11 protein-coding genes are annotated in these 15,478 nt (G+C 35.1%); 6 read left to right on the top strand and 5 right to left on the bottom strand.

Features of this window, described 5'->3' with window-relative positions:
- Positions 1 to 93: 93 nt before the first annotated feature.
- Positions 94 to 1,875 (bottom strand): OmpA family protein, encoded by a 1,782-nt coding sequence (locus ACFSAH_RS01115; RefSeq protein ID WP_379660842.1) that lies wholly within the window; start codon positions 1,873 to 1,875, stop codon positions 94 to 96.
- Between the two features lie 227 nt (positions 1,876 to 2,102).
- Between ACFSAH_RS01115 and ACFSAH_RS01110 the strand changes: the two genes are divergently transcribed.
- Positions 2,103 to 4,373 carry an aconitate hydratase gene (locus tag ACFSAH_RS01110; protein ID WP_379660841.1) on the top strand — a complete coding sequence of 757 codons (2,271 nt, stop codon included), beginning with the start codon at positions 2,103 to 2,105 and terminating at the stop codon, positions 4,371 to 4,373.
- Between the two features lie 85 nt (positions 4,374 to 4,458).
- Positions 4,459 to 5,355 (top strand): hypothetical protein, encoded by an 897-nt coding sequence (locus ACFSAH_RS01105; RefSeq protein ID WP_379660840.1) that lies wholly within the window; start codon positions 4,459 to 4,461, stop codon positions 5,353 to 5,355.
- A 92-nt stretch (positions 5,356 to 5,447) separates the two neighbouring features.
- On the opposite strand, the gene ACFSAH_RS01100 is transcribed toward ACFSAH_RS01105, so the two are convergent.
- A complete protein-coding gene (locus tag ACFSAH_RS01100; RefSeq protein WP_379660839.1) occupies positions 5,448 to 7,256 on the bottom strand; it encodes a MutS-related protein in 1,809 nt (602 codons plus the stop codon).
- A 92-nt stretch (positions 7,257 to 7,348) separates the two neighbouring features.
- On the opposite strand from ACFSAH_RS01100, the gene rlmH reads away from it, so the two are divergent.
- Complete coding sequence (gene rlmH, locus ACFSAH_RS01095; RefSeq protein WP_379660838.1) at positions 7,349 to 7,822, top strand: 23S rRNA (pseudouridine(1915)-N(3))-methyltransferase RlmH; 474 nt, start codon at positions 7,349 to 7,351, stop codon at positions 7,820 to 7,822.
- Between the two features lie 167 nt (positions 7,823 to 7,989).
- Positions 7,990 to 11,091 (top strand): AsmA family protein, encoded by a 3,102-nt coding sequence (locus ACFSAH_RS01090; protein ID WP_379660837.1) that lies wholly within the window; start codon positions 7,990 to 7,992, stop codon positions 11,089 to 11,091.
- 6 nt (positions 11,092 to 11,097) lie between these two features.
- Here the strand turns inward: ACFSAH_RS01090 and ACFSAH_RS01085 are convergent, their stop codons facing one another.
- The 3 genes from ACFSAH_RS01085 to murB all read right to left on the bottom strand — a co-directional run bounded on the left by ACFSAH_RS01085 (position 11,098) and on the right by murB (position 13,293).
- Positions 11,098 to 11,349, bottom strand: a complete 252-nt coding sequence (locus tag ACFSAH_RS01085; protein WP_379660836.1) for a cytochrome b5 domain-containing protein — start codon at positions 11,347 to 11,349, stop codon at positions 11,098 to 11,100.
- Positions 11,350 to 11,571: 222 nt separating this feature from the next.
- On the bottom strand, positions 11,572 to 12,099 hold the full coding sequence (locus ACFSAH_RS01080; protein WP_379660835.1) for an RNA polymerase sigma factor: 528 nt from the start codon (positions 12,097 to 12,099) through the stop codon (positions 11,572 to 11,574).
- 174 nt (positions 12,100 to 12,273) lie between these two features.
- A complete protein-coding gene (murB, locus tag ACFSAH_RS01075) occupies positions 12,274 to 13,293 on the bottom strand; it encodes a UDP-N-acetylmuramate dehydrogenase (protein ID WP_379660834.1) in 1,020 nt (339 codons plus the stop codon).
- Between the two features lie 225 nt (positions 13,294 to 13,518).
- Here murB and ACFSAH_RS01070 point away from each other — a divergent pair, with 225 nt between their 5' ends.
- Together ACFSAH_RS01070 and ACFSAH_RS01065 are read left to right on the top strand one after the other, a co-directional pair.
- Positions 13,519 to 14,136 carry a TetR/AcrR family transcriptional regulator gene (locus ACFSAH_RS01070; protein WP_379660833.1) on the top strand — a complete coding sequence of 206 codons (618 nt, stop codon included), beginning with the start codon at positions 13,519 to 13,521 and terminating at the stop codon, positions 14,134 to 14,136.
- A 15-nt stretch (positions 14,137 to 14,151) separates the two neighbouring features.
- Positions 14,152 to 15,477 carry a TolC family protein gene (locus ACFSAH_RS01065; protein WP_379660832.1) on the top strand — a complete coding sequence of 442 codons (1,326 nt, stop codon included), beginning with the start codon at positions 14,152 to 14,154 and terminating at the stop codon, positions 15,475 to 15,477.
- Position 15,478: the final 1 nt, after the last annotated feature.

The raw sequence follows: 15,478 nt of genomic DNA, 5'->3' as shown, positions 1-15,478 counted from the left end.
AGACCACAACCCATAAAAAACGTAAGGAATAATAAAAAAGCCGGCAACTATATAAGTTACCGGCTAAACCACACAAATTTAAAAACCAGCTTTTTATTTAGGCGCTACCTCATATTTTAAAACTTTAACTTCTGTTCTCCTGTTTTTTTCGTGTTCCGCCTCTGTACATTCTACACCGTTTGCGCATCTATTCAGCAATTTAGTTTCTCCAAAACCTTTAGCTACCAGTCTAGATCTGTCAATTCCTTTATCTACTAAATACCTAACCGCAGCATCTGCTCGTCTTTGCGACAATTTTAAGTTGTAAGCATCGCTACCCCTACTATCTGTATGAGAAGAAAGTTCGATCTTTAAAGATGGATTCTGTTTCATGATATTCACCAGGTTATCCAATATTCTTGCAGCGTCCGGCCTTATATCTACTTTATCAAAATCGTAATTGATATTTTTCAATACAAAAGTTTTACCTGACTCAATATCATCAACTCCCAATTTTAATATCACATATAAAGTCTGACTTCTGTTGAGCCCTTTTGTGGTCACATTTTCTGTTTGCGAAAACCTTCCTGACTGATTGGCTACTATCGTATAATCTGACTGCTGATCTAACTGATAGATAAATTTACCTTCCGCATCAGAAGTCTGATTCATATTGGTATTTACTTCGGTTTTTGTCAGCACTGTATTTACTCCTGCCAGCTTAGAAGCATCTTTTAAATATATAGTTTCACCAATCAACGTAAATCTTGGGTCATCATGAAAAACCTCCCTATAGATAGTATTTCCGGTCTGGTTAAAGTCTGCATCTACTATTTTAGCATTACCGGTAGCTATTGCATTTTTACTTCCAGATATCTCATAACTACCTCTTTTTGCATCCTGTAATCTTTCGGCCTCTCCGTTAGCATTAGTTGTTGAAGTATAAGTCTCCATCCCGCTTTTGATACTTACTGTAACCCCACTTAGGGCAATACCTGTCTGTTTATCTTTAACTACGACTACTATGTCTTTTGATTGCGGCACAGGCGCCACTACCGCCTTTGGTGTCTCTTTTTTAACAGTTTCTTTTTTTCCTTTGCCTAGTATAAACTTAACTCCTGCTGTTATATTAAGTGTTTGGGTATAATTTTTATAATCTTTGGGAACATCTGCAAAATAGGTATGAATATCTGACGGATGCCCCGGATTAATTACCACTACATCTGATTTTTGAATAGGTTTTATAGGTTCGTATTTATGGTAGTGAAACTCCCCTGAGTCTTTACCAAAACTTGAACTAAACGTACTCAGGTAATCGCCCTGTACAAATACAGCAATGGATTTGTTGATATTGTAAGCAAACCTCACTCCCCCAAGTCCTGCCCATGCTTTCGCATTATTTTTAGGGTTGTTTGTATTTTCTAATCTAAAGAAAGGCAAGTTGTTAATGGTAAGATCAGAATAATACTCGGGGAATTGTTGAAAAAGCACTCCACCGCGCACAAAAGCCTCGATATCTAATTTTGAAATAGAAGCCTTATAGGTTGGCCCAAGCATTGCCGAAAAATGATTGTATTTTTTGCCGTTGACAAATGTAGGCGCTATATAACCATTATCAAAATGTATAGTATCGGGATTGTAAGCCATATTGTTTTGAAAAAATCGCAGATCTAGCCCTATACCAAATTTGTTACCTTTAAAGTATTTATCGAGAAACAAACCTCCAACGGGTCCATTTTTCGCCCTGCTTAAATCACTTTTGTATGTCCCCATAGGCATATTCACCCCTCCAAAAACACCGCCTTGCCATTGTCCTTTTTCCTCTGTTTTTATGGTCTGTCCCCATACGATATTAGCTATTAACTGAATAACCAATACCAAATATATTTTTCTCATAAAATATCCTCCATAAATGATGTTTATATAAGGTTATCAGGAAAAGACTAAAATTGTTACCCTTCCGCTTAAAACTTTTATGATCTTTTGCGGGTTATCTCTGAAATCTAAATAGAATGCTTCTAAATAATCTTTGTTTTACATTAAAATAGAGATAAGCCTGTCTATTTTTATTAAATTTGTAACACAAAAAATATTTCGTATAAACTAATTATCAATTCAATAGCATGGCATTTGATATAGACATGATTAAGAGAGTTTATGCTAATTTCCCTAGTCGCATAGAAGCTGCTAGAAAATTAGTTGGTAAACCTCTAACACTTTCAGAAAAGATATTATATGCTCACTTATGGCAAGGTGACGCTTCTGAGACTTATACCCGTGGAGAGTCTTATGTAGATTTTGCTCCTGACCGCGTTGCGATGCAGGATGCTACCGCTCAAATGGCTCTTTTGCAATTTATGCAAGCCGGACGAGCTAAAGTTGCTGTACCTTCTACGGCTCACTGCGACCACTTAATACAGGCTAAAGTTGGTGCTGAAGAAGATTTAAAAAGAGCAAATACAGAGAGTAAGGAAGTTTTTGATTTCCTGGGTTCTGTTTCTAATAAATACGGCATTGGCTTCTGGAAACCTGGCGCTGGTATTATCCACCAGGTGGTATTGGAAAATTATGCTTTCCCCGGGGGTATGATGATCGGTACCGATTCTCACACTGTTAATGCTGGTGGTTTAGGTATGCTGGCTATTGGTGTAGGTGGTGCTGATGCTTGTGACGTAATGGCTGGATTACCGTGGGAACTAAAATTCCCTAAATTAATTGGTGTAAAACTAACCGGCAAGTTAAATGGTTGGACTGCACCAAAAGATGTAATCTTAAAAGTTGCGGGTATTTTAACTGTAAAAGGTGGTACCGGATGTATTGTTGAATACTTTGGTGAAGGTGCTACTTCAATGTCATGTACCGGTAAAGGTACCATCTGTAACATGGGTGCAGAAATTGGAGCAACCACTTCTACTTTTGGTTACGATGAGTCTATGGAACGCTATTTAAGAGCGACCAACAGAGACGATGTTGCTGATGCAGCTAACGCGATTAAAGCACATTTAACTGCTGACGCGGAAGTTTATGCTGAGCCAGAAAAATATTTTGATCAGGTTATTGAAATAAACCTTTCTGAACTTGAACCACACTTGAATGGTCCGTTTACACCAGATTTGGCTACTCCTATTTCTCAGATGAAACAAGAAGCAGAGAAAAATGGTTGGCCAATGAAAGTTGAATGGGGCTTAATTGGTTCTTGTACCAACTCTTCTTACGAAGATCTTTCAAGAGCTGCTTCTATTGCTAAACAAGCTGTAGATAAAGGCTTAAGCACCAAAGCAGATTTTGGTATCAATCCTGGTTCTGAGCAGGTTCGCTTTACGGCAGACAGAGATGGTTACTTAAAAACATTTGAAGATCTTAACGCTACTGTATTTACCAATGCGTGTGGTCCATGTATTGGTATGTGGGACCGTGTGGGTGCAGATAAACAAGAGAAAAACACTATCGTTCACTCTTTCAACAGAAACTTTGCAAAAAGAGCAGACGGTAACCCTAATACATTTGCTTTTGTAGCCTCTCCTGAGATGGTTGCTGCCATAGCAATTTCTGGTCGTTTAGATTTTAATCCGTTGACAGATACACTTACCAATGCAAATGGTGAGCAGGTAAAATTAGATCCGCCTACAGGTGATGAATTACCTCAAAAAGGTTTTGCTGTTGATGATCCAGGATATCAGGCTCCGGCTGAAGACGGTAGCAACGTTGAAGTAATTGTATCTCCAACTTCTCATCGTCTGCAATTATTAGAGCCTTTCGCTGCATGGGAAGGGACTGACCTTTTGGGCTTGAAACTATTAATCAAAGCCAAAGGAAAATGTACTACTGACCATATTTCTATGGCAGGTCCATGGTTAAAGTTCCGTGGTCACTTAGATAACATCTCTAATAACATGTTAATTGGTGCTGTTAACTTCTTTAACGAAAAAACAGACGATGTTAAAAATCAATTAACTGGCGAATATGGTCCTGTACCTGCTACTCAAAGAGCTTATAAAGCTGCTGGTATTGGTTCTATCGTAGTTGGTGATGAAAACTATGGAGAAGGTTCTTCCAGAGAGCATGCTGCCATGGAACCTCGTCATTTAGGAGTTAGAGCAGTTCTTGTAAAATCTTTTGCTCGTATTCACGAGACAAACCTGAAAAAACAAGGGATGCTGGGATTGACTTTTGCTAATAAAGAGGATTACAACAAAATTCTGGAAGACGATACAATAGATATATTAGGTTTGACATCATTTGCACCTAATACTCCATTGACTATCGTACTACACCATAAAGACGGTTCTAAAGACGAAATTTTAGTAAACCACAGCTACAACGCCCAACAAATAGAGTGGTTTAAAGCTGGTGGCGCACTGAATATTATCCGTAAAAACGCCGCAAAAGGATAAAAACTTTATTATTACCCATTAAAAAACCCGAAGTAATTTTCGGGTTTTTTAATGGGTTACTTTATTGTACATTGATATGTTATTTATGAATTTCAAAAAAAATGCTTTGACATTTTTTATGGTACTTGCTTTAACACAAATAAGTACTGCTGCAATGGATACTGACTCCTTAAATTATTCGTCTAAAAGTATCTTCAAACCCAAAAACTCCAGAGATTACAGTAATAAAGGGAAGTTTTATATTCATTGGGGTTATAACTTTTCTTCTTACTCTAAAAGTGATATCCACTTTAAAGGTCCCGGTTATGACTTTACATTGTACAAAGTACACGCAACGGACAGACCTAGTAAATTAAGCTGGGATTATATTAATCCTGCCGAAATCAGTATACCTCAATTCAACTTCCACTTTGGGTATTATATTAAAGATAATTATACAATTTCTTTAGGGTGGGACCACATGAAATATGTCATGAATACTCCTCAAACCGTTAAAATATCGGGATATATTGATCCACAAATCTCAGATCCGGCTAATCCTATTCAGACAGGTTCTTATGCTGGAACTTATGATAATAATGATTTTGAGATTAAAGATGAGTTCTTAACCTTTGAACATACTGACGGTTATAACTTTGCTACGGTAGCAATAGAAAGATATGACGACATTTGGGTTGCCCGTAACAAAAAGCAGTACCTAACCATGGAAACAGGAATAGACGCTGGTTTACTGGTACCAAGAACGGATGCAAGATTTTTTGGTGTTGGCGCAAATCATTATTGGAATGTAGCGGGATGGGGTGCATCAGCAAAGGTAGGTGCAAAAATGTTTCTAACTAAACATTTCTTCTTACAAGGTACTTTTAAAACCGGATTCACCGATTTGACTAAAATACGTACCACAGGCAGAAATGCTTATGATAATGCTAAACAAAAAATCACATTCTTTGAGCATTATTATGTATTTGGCTTTGTTTTTTAGTGTTATTCAGAGCTTCTTTTAAGTTATAACAAAACTGCCGACTGAAATAATATCCAGTCGGCAGTTTTATTTTTTACAATCCACCACTAATTTCACTCACCATTTGTAACATCTAAACCTATTGCTTTCAGCAATATAGAGGCATTAAAAGTCTTACATTCACCATTTTTAATTTTATAGTCAAAAAACATCTCTTCATCTTTAACAGAAATATCAAAGTGATAGTTTCGCACCGATGATGGATAGTCTTTTTCCAAATCTGCTATTTGCAAATCATGTGTAGCAATAAAACCAGGTGTTTTTTGCTGGATCATCCGTTCTATAAATGCTTTAGAACCCAAATATTTATCTTTACTATTTGTTCCTCGCAGCATTTCATCTATTAAAACAAAAGCTGTTTCATCTTTGGCTGTTTCTTCCAAAATCATTTTCAGTCTATCTATTTCTGCTTTAAAAGTGGAAGTACTTTCCGCTAAAGAATCTTTTATTCTCATAAAAGAATAGAGATTAAAAACTGATGATTTAAAAGCTTTTGAACAGGTTTTAGCTCCCAAAAAAGCGAGAACCATATTTACTCCTACAGTTCGCAGGAAGGTAGATTTTCCGGCCATATTGGATCCGGTAATCACATCAGCTGTAGGTCTCTCTCCCAAAGAAAAATCATTATTTACCCGTTTGGATTCTTCAATCAATGGATGGCCCAGTTCTTTAGATTCGAAACCGAAACCTTCTTCTATTTTCGGGTAAGTCCACTCCGGATGATTATTATCTAAAACACTCAGACTAATCAATACCTCAAATTGGGCTATAGTATCAAAACCGTCTACAATATCGCTTTCACTTTTTAAATGCCAGGCATAAAGTTTTCTAAGCTGCCTTAAATCCCATTGAAAAAAGAGGTTAAGAAAAATAGCTACAATTATATTGAATCTGTAGTTTAGGTTGGTTAAAATTTTATCTAATTCAAGAAATTGCCTGTAAACTTCTTTTCTTTTACCTCCTGTTGACGTCTTATCTTTTAATAAATCTGCCTTCCATTCCTGATTTTCAATCCATTTCAGATTAGAAGCGTAATTTTTAAAAATAGCGGAGCTTTTCCCAATTCCCTCATGTACAAAATCTATCCTCGCTTTATAAAAGAAATAAACAATAAAATTTAGCAGCAGAAAAAGTCCCAAAATATTAAACCACAGACCTCCCCAAAAAACTGTTAAAACTAAAAGAGCAATACTTAAAAATGGAACTGCCACCGCATAAGCTTTTAGCTTTGTGTTTTGAATAAAACCCATAGCCTTAGCTAGCTTATCGGTAAAAAAAACTTCAAGCACATCAATATCTCTGGATGGAAGCGAAAGCAAACGAGTACGATAATCTAAGGTGTCAGATGAAAATTGACCCAACTCAACAATGGCTTCCTGCCTTTTTAATATTTCACTACGATTTGCCGGTTCTTTAAAATAGCTGGCTAAAATTCGTCTTGCTTTCTGACTAGAACAACGGTTTATATAGGCATATACCGAGTTTGGCCCAAAAATATCCAGGTCATCTGTATAGGCATGTTTCGCATCGGAAAACTGATTTCCGTTATCATACAAATTCTCTCTGTATTCAAGAACGTTAACCTCATTTTCTAATAATCTCAGTTTATCTTTACTAAATTGTAACAACACTTCTTCCTGCACTTGTTTTTTTACTAAAAAAAGAAAGACAGCGATAGCCGTTATTGCAATTAATACCAAGGCTTTTATCCCATACCCAAAAAAGATATACACCGCTAATATTGCCACTAAAAACACCAATAATCTTGCAAATGAATATTGATTTACTTTTCGTTTTAAATTACCGATAACTATTTCTAGTTGTTTTGCCTGAATTTGGTATGCTTCTGGAATATGTTTCATAATAGTTTAGACCCTCAATGGAGAAATATATTACTAATATTTACAATTTTCTTTTTTTAATTTTACATTTTTAGAATTTCCTGACAATTAAAATGAAAATCTCTTTGCTTACAGTTGGTAAAACTGAGGATAAATACCTGATAGATGGTATAGAAAAATACCTGAAACGCCTGAAACATTATATAAAATTTGAAATTAAGGAATTACCTGAACTCAAAAACACCAAGCATCTGACACAAGAGCAACAAAAGGCAAAGGAAGCTGAATTATTATTCAAACATATTTCCAGCACCGATTTTGTAGTATTATTAGATGAAAAAGGCAGCAACTACACCTCTATTCAATTTGCAGATTTTCTAAACAAAAAAATGATTGCTGCCACACAACATCTTATTTTTGTGATTGGTGGTCCTTACGGATTTGATCAGACTATATACCAGAGAGCTAATGATAAAATTTCTTTATCTAAAATGACTTTCTCTCACCAAATGGTCAGGTTGTTTTTTACGGAACAGGTGTACAGAGCCTTTACCATTCTAAAAGGCGAGCCATACCATCATGAATAAGAGTCTATGCAACATAAATACAAAGGAGGACAACCCGTTTTTAATTAGATTACTTTTCAAATCTTAATCCTTTGATTTCCACTTCCTAAATTTATTTTTTAATTTCTATTTATTGACACATATTCACCTAGAAAGTTGTTCCTTTGTACTTTTATTTGAACTCATTTGTGAAAAAAGAATTTTTGATAAAATTCGCTAAGATAACAGGCGTTGTTTTAGCTTCTTTCGTTGCTTTATTGGCAATACTTCCTTTCTTCTTTGCCAATACCATTAATACCAAAGTAAAAGAATGGGCAAATGAGAATATAGATGCCAAGGTAGCTTTTAGCGACATCAGTCTCTCATTTTTCAAGCACTTTCCTTATTTAACCGTCACCATTTATGATGTAGACATTAATGGTTCTGCGCCATTTAAAGAAGAAACACTCTTAAAAACAAAAGAACTTTCTTTGGGTGTAAATGTCGCTTCGGTATTTGCGGAAACCCTTTCTATCAATAAGTTTTATCTTGACCATGCGCTTATCAATATACAAACAGACAGTCTGGGCATAGCAAACTATAATATTTATAAATCTGACACCACCCAAACGCCAGAGCAGGAAACTTCTTCCGAAACATCACTAAAAATAGATCTGATACAAATCAACAATAGTCATTTGGTCTATAACGATCGGTCTTTACCCATGCTCATTGATGCCAAGGGATTTAATTATAAAGGAAAAGGAAATTTAGCCGAATCTGTTTTTGCACTAGCCACACATGCACAAATAGACTCATTAAATTTCAATTACGATGGTCATAACTACCTGATTGACAAGCAAATAGACGCTAAACTACTTACACAAGTAAATACCAGTTCATTAGCCTTTGTATTTGAGCGTAATGATCTTAAAATAAACAAACTCCCCATCACGTTTACCGGTAAGTTCGCATTCATTAATAATGGTTACGATATTAATTTTAAAGTCAACAGCAAACAAAGTCAATTAGAGCAATTACTCTCTGTTCTGCCTCCGGAATATGTAAAATGGGCCTCCCAAACAAAACTCAGCGGAATCACAGATATTGAGATGTCATTAATTGGGCAGTATATCGCTGAAGAAAATAAAATGCCTGACTTCTCTTTAAATTTAAACATTGACAACGGTCAAATTGCCTACCAAAATGCAAAAACACCTTTGTCTAACCTCATACTGAGAAGTCATGTAACATTACCAAATTGTGCTCCGGAAAAGATTAAACTCCAGTTAGATACTTTGAGTTTTAACCTTGAAAAGGATTATTTTGCAGCTAATCTCAGTCTGGATGGGTTGGAGCCCTCTTCTATAAAGGCTAAGGCCTTGGCTAATATTGACCTGGAGAAATTTAATGATGCTTTAGGAATAGACAATATCAACTTTAAAGGAAAATTCAATTTAGATTTTATAGTTGACGGGAAATACGCTAAAGGAATAAAACGTTCTGGTGTCAGAAAAGTGGATACTGTTATTACCAGCATTCCTGTGTTCAATTTAAATGCTGAACTGCAAAATGGCTATCTCAAATTTAAAGACCTACCAGAAGCAGTACAAAACGTTAGTTTTAAAATTAACGCTTCTACCAAAGACAGCTTGTTAAGCAACGTAAAAATTGGGTTGACTGAACTGAATATGAATGTACTGGATAATTATTTAAAAGGACATCTGACCATTAGCGATTTCAACCGTTTTCTGGTTAAAGGAGAGGTTAAAAGTCGTTTCGATCTGGCAGATATTCCTAAATTTTATCCATTGGATAGTGTTATAATTAAAGGCAAGTTATTGATTGATGCCTTTGTAGATGGAAATTACCTTCCTGCTAAACGCATTTTCCCAGTTACAAATACCCAAGTAGCAATTAAAGACGGTTACATCAAAGTTTTAGCTTACCCTATTCCAGTAGAAAACATCTCCATTGTAACCCGTGTAAGCAGTAGTAAAGGTTCTTTCAAGGATTTGAAAGTAGAGGTGTTACCCATTAAATTCCAGATTGCAGGCAAACCTTTTGAATTAAAAGCTAACCTCCATAACTTTGACAATGTCAATTACCGGATAAACTCTAAGGGAGAAATTGATTTGGGAGCTATCTACAAGATATTTGCCGTAAAAGGTTATGACGTAAACGGCTTCATCAAAACCAACTTTAATTTACAAGGATCTCAGAAAGACGCCCTTGCCGGCAACTTCGATAAATTGAGAAATAATGGCTTTTTAGAAATAGACAACATTAGAATTAATACCGATCTATTTCCTAAAGACTTCTACATCCATACCGGAAGGTTTGCGTTCTTTAAAGAAAAAATGCTATTCAAAACTTTCACCGGGTCTTATGGCGACAGTAAATTCACAGTCAATGGTCATTTAGAAAATGTAGTCAATTATATTGTAAACTCCCGGAGCACATTATCCGGTAAATTTGATCTTAACAGTAAATACATTAATGCCAATGAATTTATGGCCTATGCAGACAATTCCACTTCCAATACTTCTACTTCTGCCGCTACAGGCGTTATACTTGTCCCACAAGATTTATCTATAGATTTTTCTGCAAAAGTGGACAAAGTAAAATATGATGATTTAATTATTAATAATTTTAGTGGAAAGGTTGCTACCGACAAAGGAGCTGTTACCTTGCAGGAAACCAGTTTTGATTTAGCTGGGACTAAAGTAAGTATGGATGCCAACTATAATCCTATAAACCCTAAAAGAGCGAATTTTGAATATGCTATAAAAGCAGAGAATTTTGATATCCAACGGGCATACCATGAAGTTGCCTTGTTTAGGGAAATGGCTTCGTCTGCAAAAAGTGCCTACGGCATTGTTTCTCTTGACTATAAACTAGCAGGAGCATTAGATCAGAACATGTCTCCAGTATTGAAATCTATTGTAGGCGAAGGTACATTAAGTTTGGAAAAGATAAAGTTTAAAGGCTTTAAGCTCATGGATGGGATTGCTTCAAAAACTTCCCATGGTGAATTAAAAGATCCGGAAGTCAATAAAGTTGTGATTAAATCCAATATTAAGAACAACATTATGACTATTGAAAGAACTAAAATGAAGATTGCAGGATTTAGACCTCGTTTCGAGGGACAAGTTAGCCTGGACGGAAAACTGAATATGGGATTTCGACTTGGATTACCCCCTTTGGGTATTATTGGTATACCGATAAAAGTAACCGGAACGCAGGAAAATCCAATCATAAAAGTTGGAAGACAATCTAAAGAAGACGAACTAGAAGAAGAAAAGGAATGATAAGAATCATTCCTTTTCTTCTGATTTTAAATATCCAACAACCTTGAATTTTTCAAAAACTTTGCTGGTATGCGGAGCATCTTTCAATTCCTCTGTTAAATCCTGCCCTGCCCAATGCTCGTAGTGCTTTCCATTTTTCCATAACCTGCTTTCAGAAACATCATAAATCTTACCTTCAAAGGCAACCCAAATTGCGGGTTTATCATTTCCATTTCTTAAAGCAAGCTGAAACCTGGTATAAATAGGGTAATCTTCCATTATTAATAATCAACTGCAATATTGATTAAAATTAATTGAACATTAAAATCCCATAAACCATATCATTGAAATAATAAAGCCATTTATAGCTTTTAAATAAAACAAGACATTCTCCCTTACTAATAATCATGTTTTTTAGTAAAAAACACAATCCAAAAAACCATCAATCTGTCTAAAAAAGTATAAACTAACAATATTAAATCAATTTTTAAGGGTTCTTATTTATGCTGCAGTCTCGTTAAGTGTATAATCATATGCCTTAAGGTTCTTTTTAAGGAGCTTTCTTGCCACGTGTATCCTTGTTTTAACTGTTCCGATCGGAATTTCTAAATATTCAGCAATCTCGTGATATTTAAACCCTTCGAAATGCATAATAAATGGCACATAATAATCCTCCTGTAGTTTACCCAAAGCTTTTTTAATATCTTCCATTACAAACTTGTGTTCTCCATTATTGGAAGTTGAGGAAAATGATAATTGGGCGGATGTTATTTCATCCGTCATGGTGACAAATGAATTGATTTTAACAAAACGGCGGTAATTGTTAATGAAGGTATTCTTCATAATAGTATACAACCACCCTTTGAGGTTAGTTCCTTCTTTAAACTTATTGTAATAAGTAATAGCTTTTAACATAGTATCCTGTACTAAGTCGTTTGCATCATCAGAATCATGTGTGAAATGTAACGCATGCATTCTAAGAGAAGCTGCCTGATGCATCACAAGGGAATTGAATTCAATTTTTGTCATTCTGTTTTGTTTTATAAGTAGATAAATAGATGAAACCCCGTAATTAAATATTCCCGAATAATAAAAGGACATTTAATCCAAAAGATTATTCTCTTTTTATTTATCACAAAACCTAAGCCAAAAATATTTTTCTTTCAATTAATGATTATAGCAGGTAATTAAATTCCTTGTGTATTAAATAACGTTCACTTCCCGTTCTAAAAAGACATCAAATTTATTAGCTACTGAACTGATTATTAGGTCAGAAAAATTAAAAACTTCTTCCCCAGTTGCTCCCCCATGATTAACCAATACCAGAGCCTGATTCTTCCAGGTACCCGTATTACCTACTACTTTTCCTTTCCATCCACATTGTTCTATCAACCACCCTGCGGCCAGTTTAACATTCTTTTTATCCACGTTATAGTGTACTAAATCCGGGAATTTGACCAACAGCTCTTCTACCTTTTCTTTTTTTACTATTGGGTTTTTGAAAAAGGAGCCTGCATTTCCTATTGTTGAAGGATCGGGAAGTTTTGAAACCCTAATGGTAGACACTACATCCGATACGTCTTTAATAGTAGGATTAACTATACCTCTTGTCTTTAATTCTGCCTCTATGGCTCCATAAGAAGTATTTATATTGGGCTGATGAGACAATTTATAACTTACCGATGTAATGATATATTTGTTTTTTAAACGTTGTTTAAATATACTATCTCTATATCCAAACTCGCAATCTTCCTTAGTAAAAATCTTGAATGTACCAGTAGCTATATCAAAGGCCTCACAACTTTCAAAAACATCTTTTATTTCTACCCCATATGCACCTATATTTTGGACTGGAGAAGCACCTACAGAACCCGGTATAAGACTCAGGTTTTCTATACCAGTAAAACCATTGGCTACACAATATTTCACTAAATCGTTCCACACCACCCCTGCTCCGGCCTGTACCAACACTTCTGTAGCATCAACTTCATGCTGCTGTATAAAATTAATACCCATTTTAATAATAAGACCTTCAAAATCCTGAGTAAAAAGAACATTACTTCCTCCACCAATCACCAATCGATTTAACTTCATCAATTCGCTATCAGAAAATAATGTTTGCAGGTCTTCTTTTTTAGTAATTTCTACTAAATAGGCCGCTTTTACATCTATCCCAAATGTGTTATAGGGTTTTAAAGAAATATTTCTTTGAATATTTAGCATGATATATGTTATGGACTTTCTTAATCGCAAAGTTAGAATTTATTAACGCCTCACGATATTTATGATATAAAATAATGAACACTTATTAGAAAATATAGACCAAGAAAAATGAGCGGATATTTTGTCATTTGAAAATAAAAATTCTTTTAAATATGTCAGATAAAATATTTTGTCGTACTTTTGACTATTCAATTCAAAAAGTCAGAAAGTAAAAAAGTTAGAATTATGGTGGAATCAGATGGAAAGAAGGAAAGAATTATAGAGGCAGCCCTTAAAAGATTTTCTCATTTTGGTATTTCGAAAACGACTATGAACGAGATTGCCGATGACCTGAATATCTCTAAAGCCGCACTTTATTATTATTTCCCCGACAAAAACTCACTTTTTTTAGAAGTAGCGAGTACTATTTTGGCCGAACAGCTTGAAAAACAATACAAGGCGTTAACTGATGCAGAAAGCATCCCTGACGGTTTAATGAAAATGATTGATGCCAGACTCTCTTTTTCGGAGCAATTTCATATCATGAAAATACAGGATTTGCAAATCGACTATTTCTATAAAGACAGCAGGTTTGCAGAACTAAGACAAAAGATCAAAGAGAAAGAGAATATTATTGTTGAAAATTTTCTGGATTCCAGAATAGAAAAGGGTGAAATAGATGAAATTGACACCGAAAAAGCAGCAGACACCATTAACAATATTATTATGGGAGTTGGCATGGCTGAACTCCATTTTTGTTCTGACCCTGCATCCATACTACTCTCTACGGAACTGATGAACGGTTTCAGAGAAAAAATGAAAGACATTATAGCACTTTTATACAGAGGACTAAAAAAACAATAAACACAAACAAAACACATGAAATCGATTAAGCTAGTAATAACCCTCATAGGCCTGCTATCGTTCTCGCAAGGTTTTGCGCAGCAAACGCTGACATTAAAAGAAGCCTTAAAATATGCGATAGACAACAACCAAAATGCTAAAAAGAGCAGATTGGATATTGAAGGCGGAAAACAAAAAACCAACGAGGTTAGAGCCGCTGCATTACCACAAGTAAATGGAAGTGCAAATCTAGCCTATAACCCAATAATTGGCCAACTGGTAACCGATATGGGTGCATTTAAAATGGGAAGAGCGTGGAATTCCGGCGCAGGTATACAAGTTGACCAACAACTTTTTAACCAGCAAGTATTTACCGGACTAAAAGCAGCTAAAGTAAGTGAAGACTACTATAGTTTAAACGCCACATTAACTGAAGAGCAGGTAATTGAACAAACTGCAAACAGCTATTACCAAATATTGGTTAATAAACAACAGCTATCTGTTATTGACACAAACATCAAGAACATTAAAGTTATAGATAAAATGATTACTAATCAGTACAATAACGGGTTGGCTAAAAAAATTGATGTTGACAGGATAAAAGTAAACCTAACAAATTTAGAAACTCAACGGGAACAACTTGTAAATGCTGTTGAACAACTGGAAATACAATTAAAACTGGCTATGGGAATGCCTGTAAATACGAAGATTTCTTTACATCCAGCTGAATTGAAAAATGTTAATTCATTACCGCTTTTAGAAAGCGATATCAACGTAAATAGCAGAACCGAGCTACAGTTAATGGATGTACAAAGAACTTTACTGGACCTGCAACGAAAAGCTTACGTATCTGAATATTATCCTACATTGGCACTGTCCGGATCTTACAATTACACGACCATGACCAGCACATTTGATCCCTTTAAAACTAAATCTATGGACAAAGGTTCTGTTGGTTACGATGCTTCAGCAATTGGTCTTTCTCTAAGGGTTCCTATTTTTAGTGGCCTGCGTACCAGATCAAAAGTAAAACAGGCTGAAATAGACATTTTAAAAGCAGAAGAAGACACTAAGGCTACTACCAATGCATTAAATGCTTCTTATGAAAATGCCAAAATACAGTTAAAAAACAGTTTTAGTACTATACAATCTCAAAGAAAAAACGTAAAACTGGCACAAGAGATATATAACAGTACTCAAAATAACTATAATAACGGTTTAGCTTCTCTTACAGATCTATTAGATACAGAGAACGCTTTAACCCAAGCTCAAAACAGCTACAACCAAGCTTTATTAAATTATAAAATTGCTGAAATACAACTTATAAAATCTCAAGGTAACATCAAAACATTATTAAACTAAT

This window comes from Pseudopedobacter beijingensis, assembly GCF_042678145.1.
Lineage (GTDB): Bacteria > Bacteroidota > Bacteroidia > Sphingobacteriales > Sphingobacteriaceae > Pseudopedobacter > Pseudopedobacter beijingensis.
This window is presented reverse-complemented; position numbering and strand designations above follow the sequence as displayed.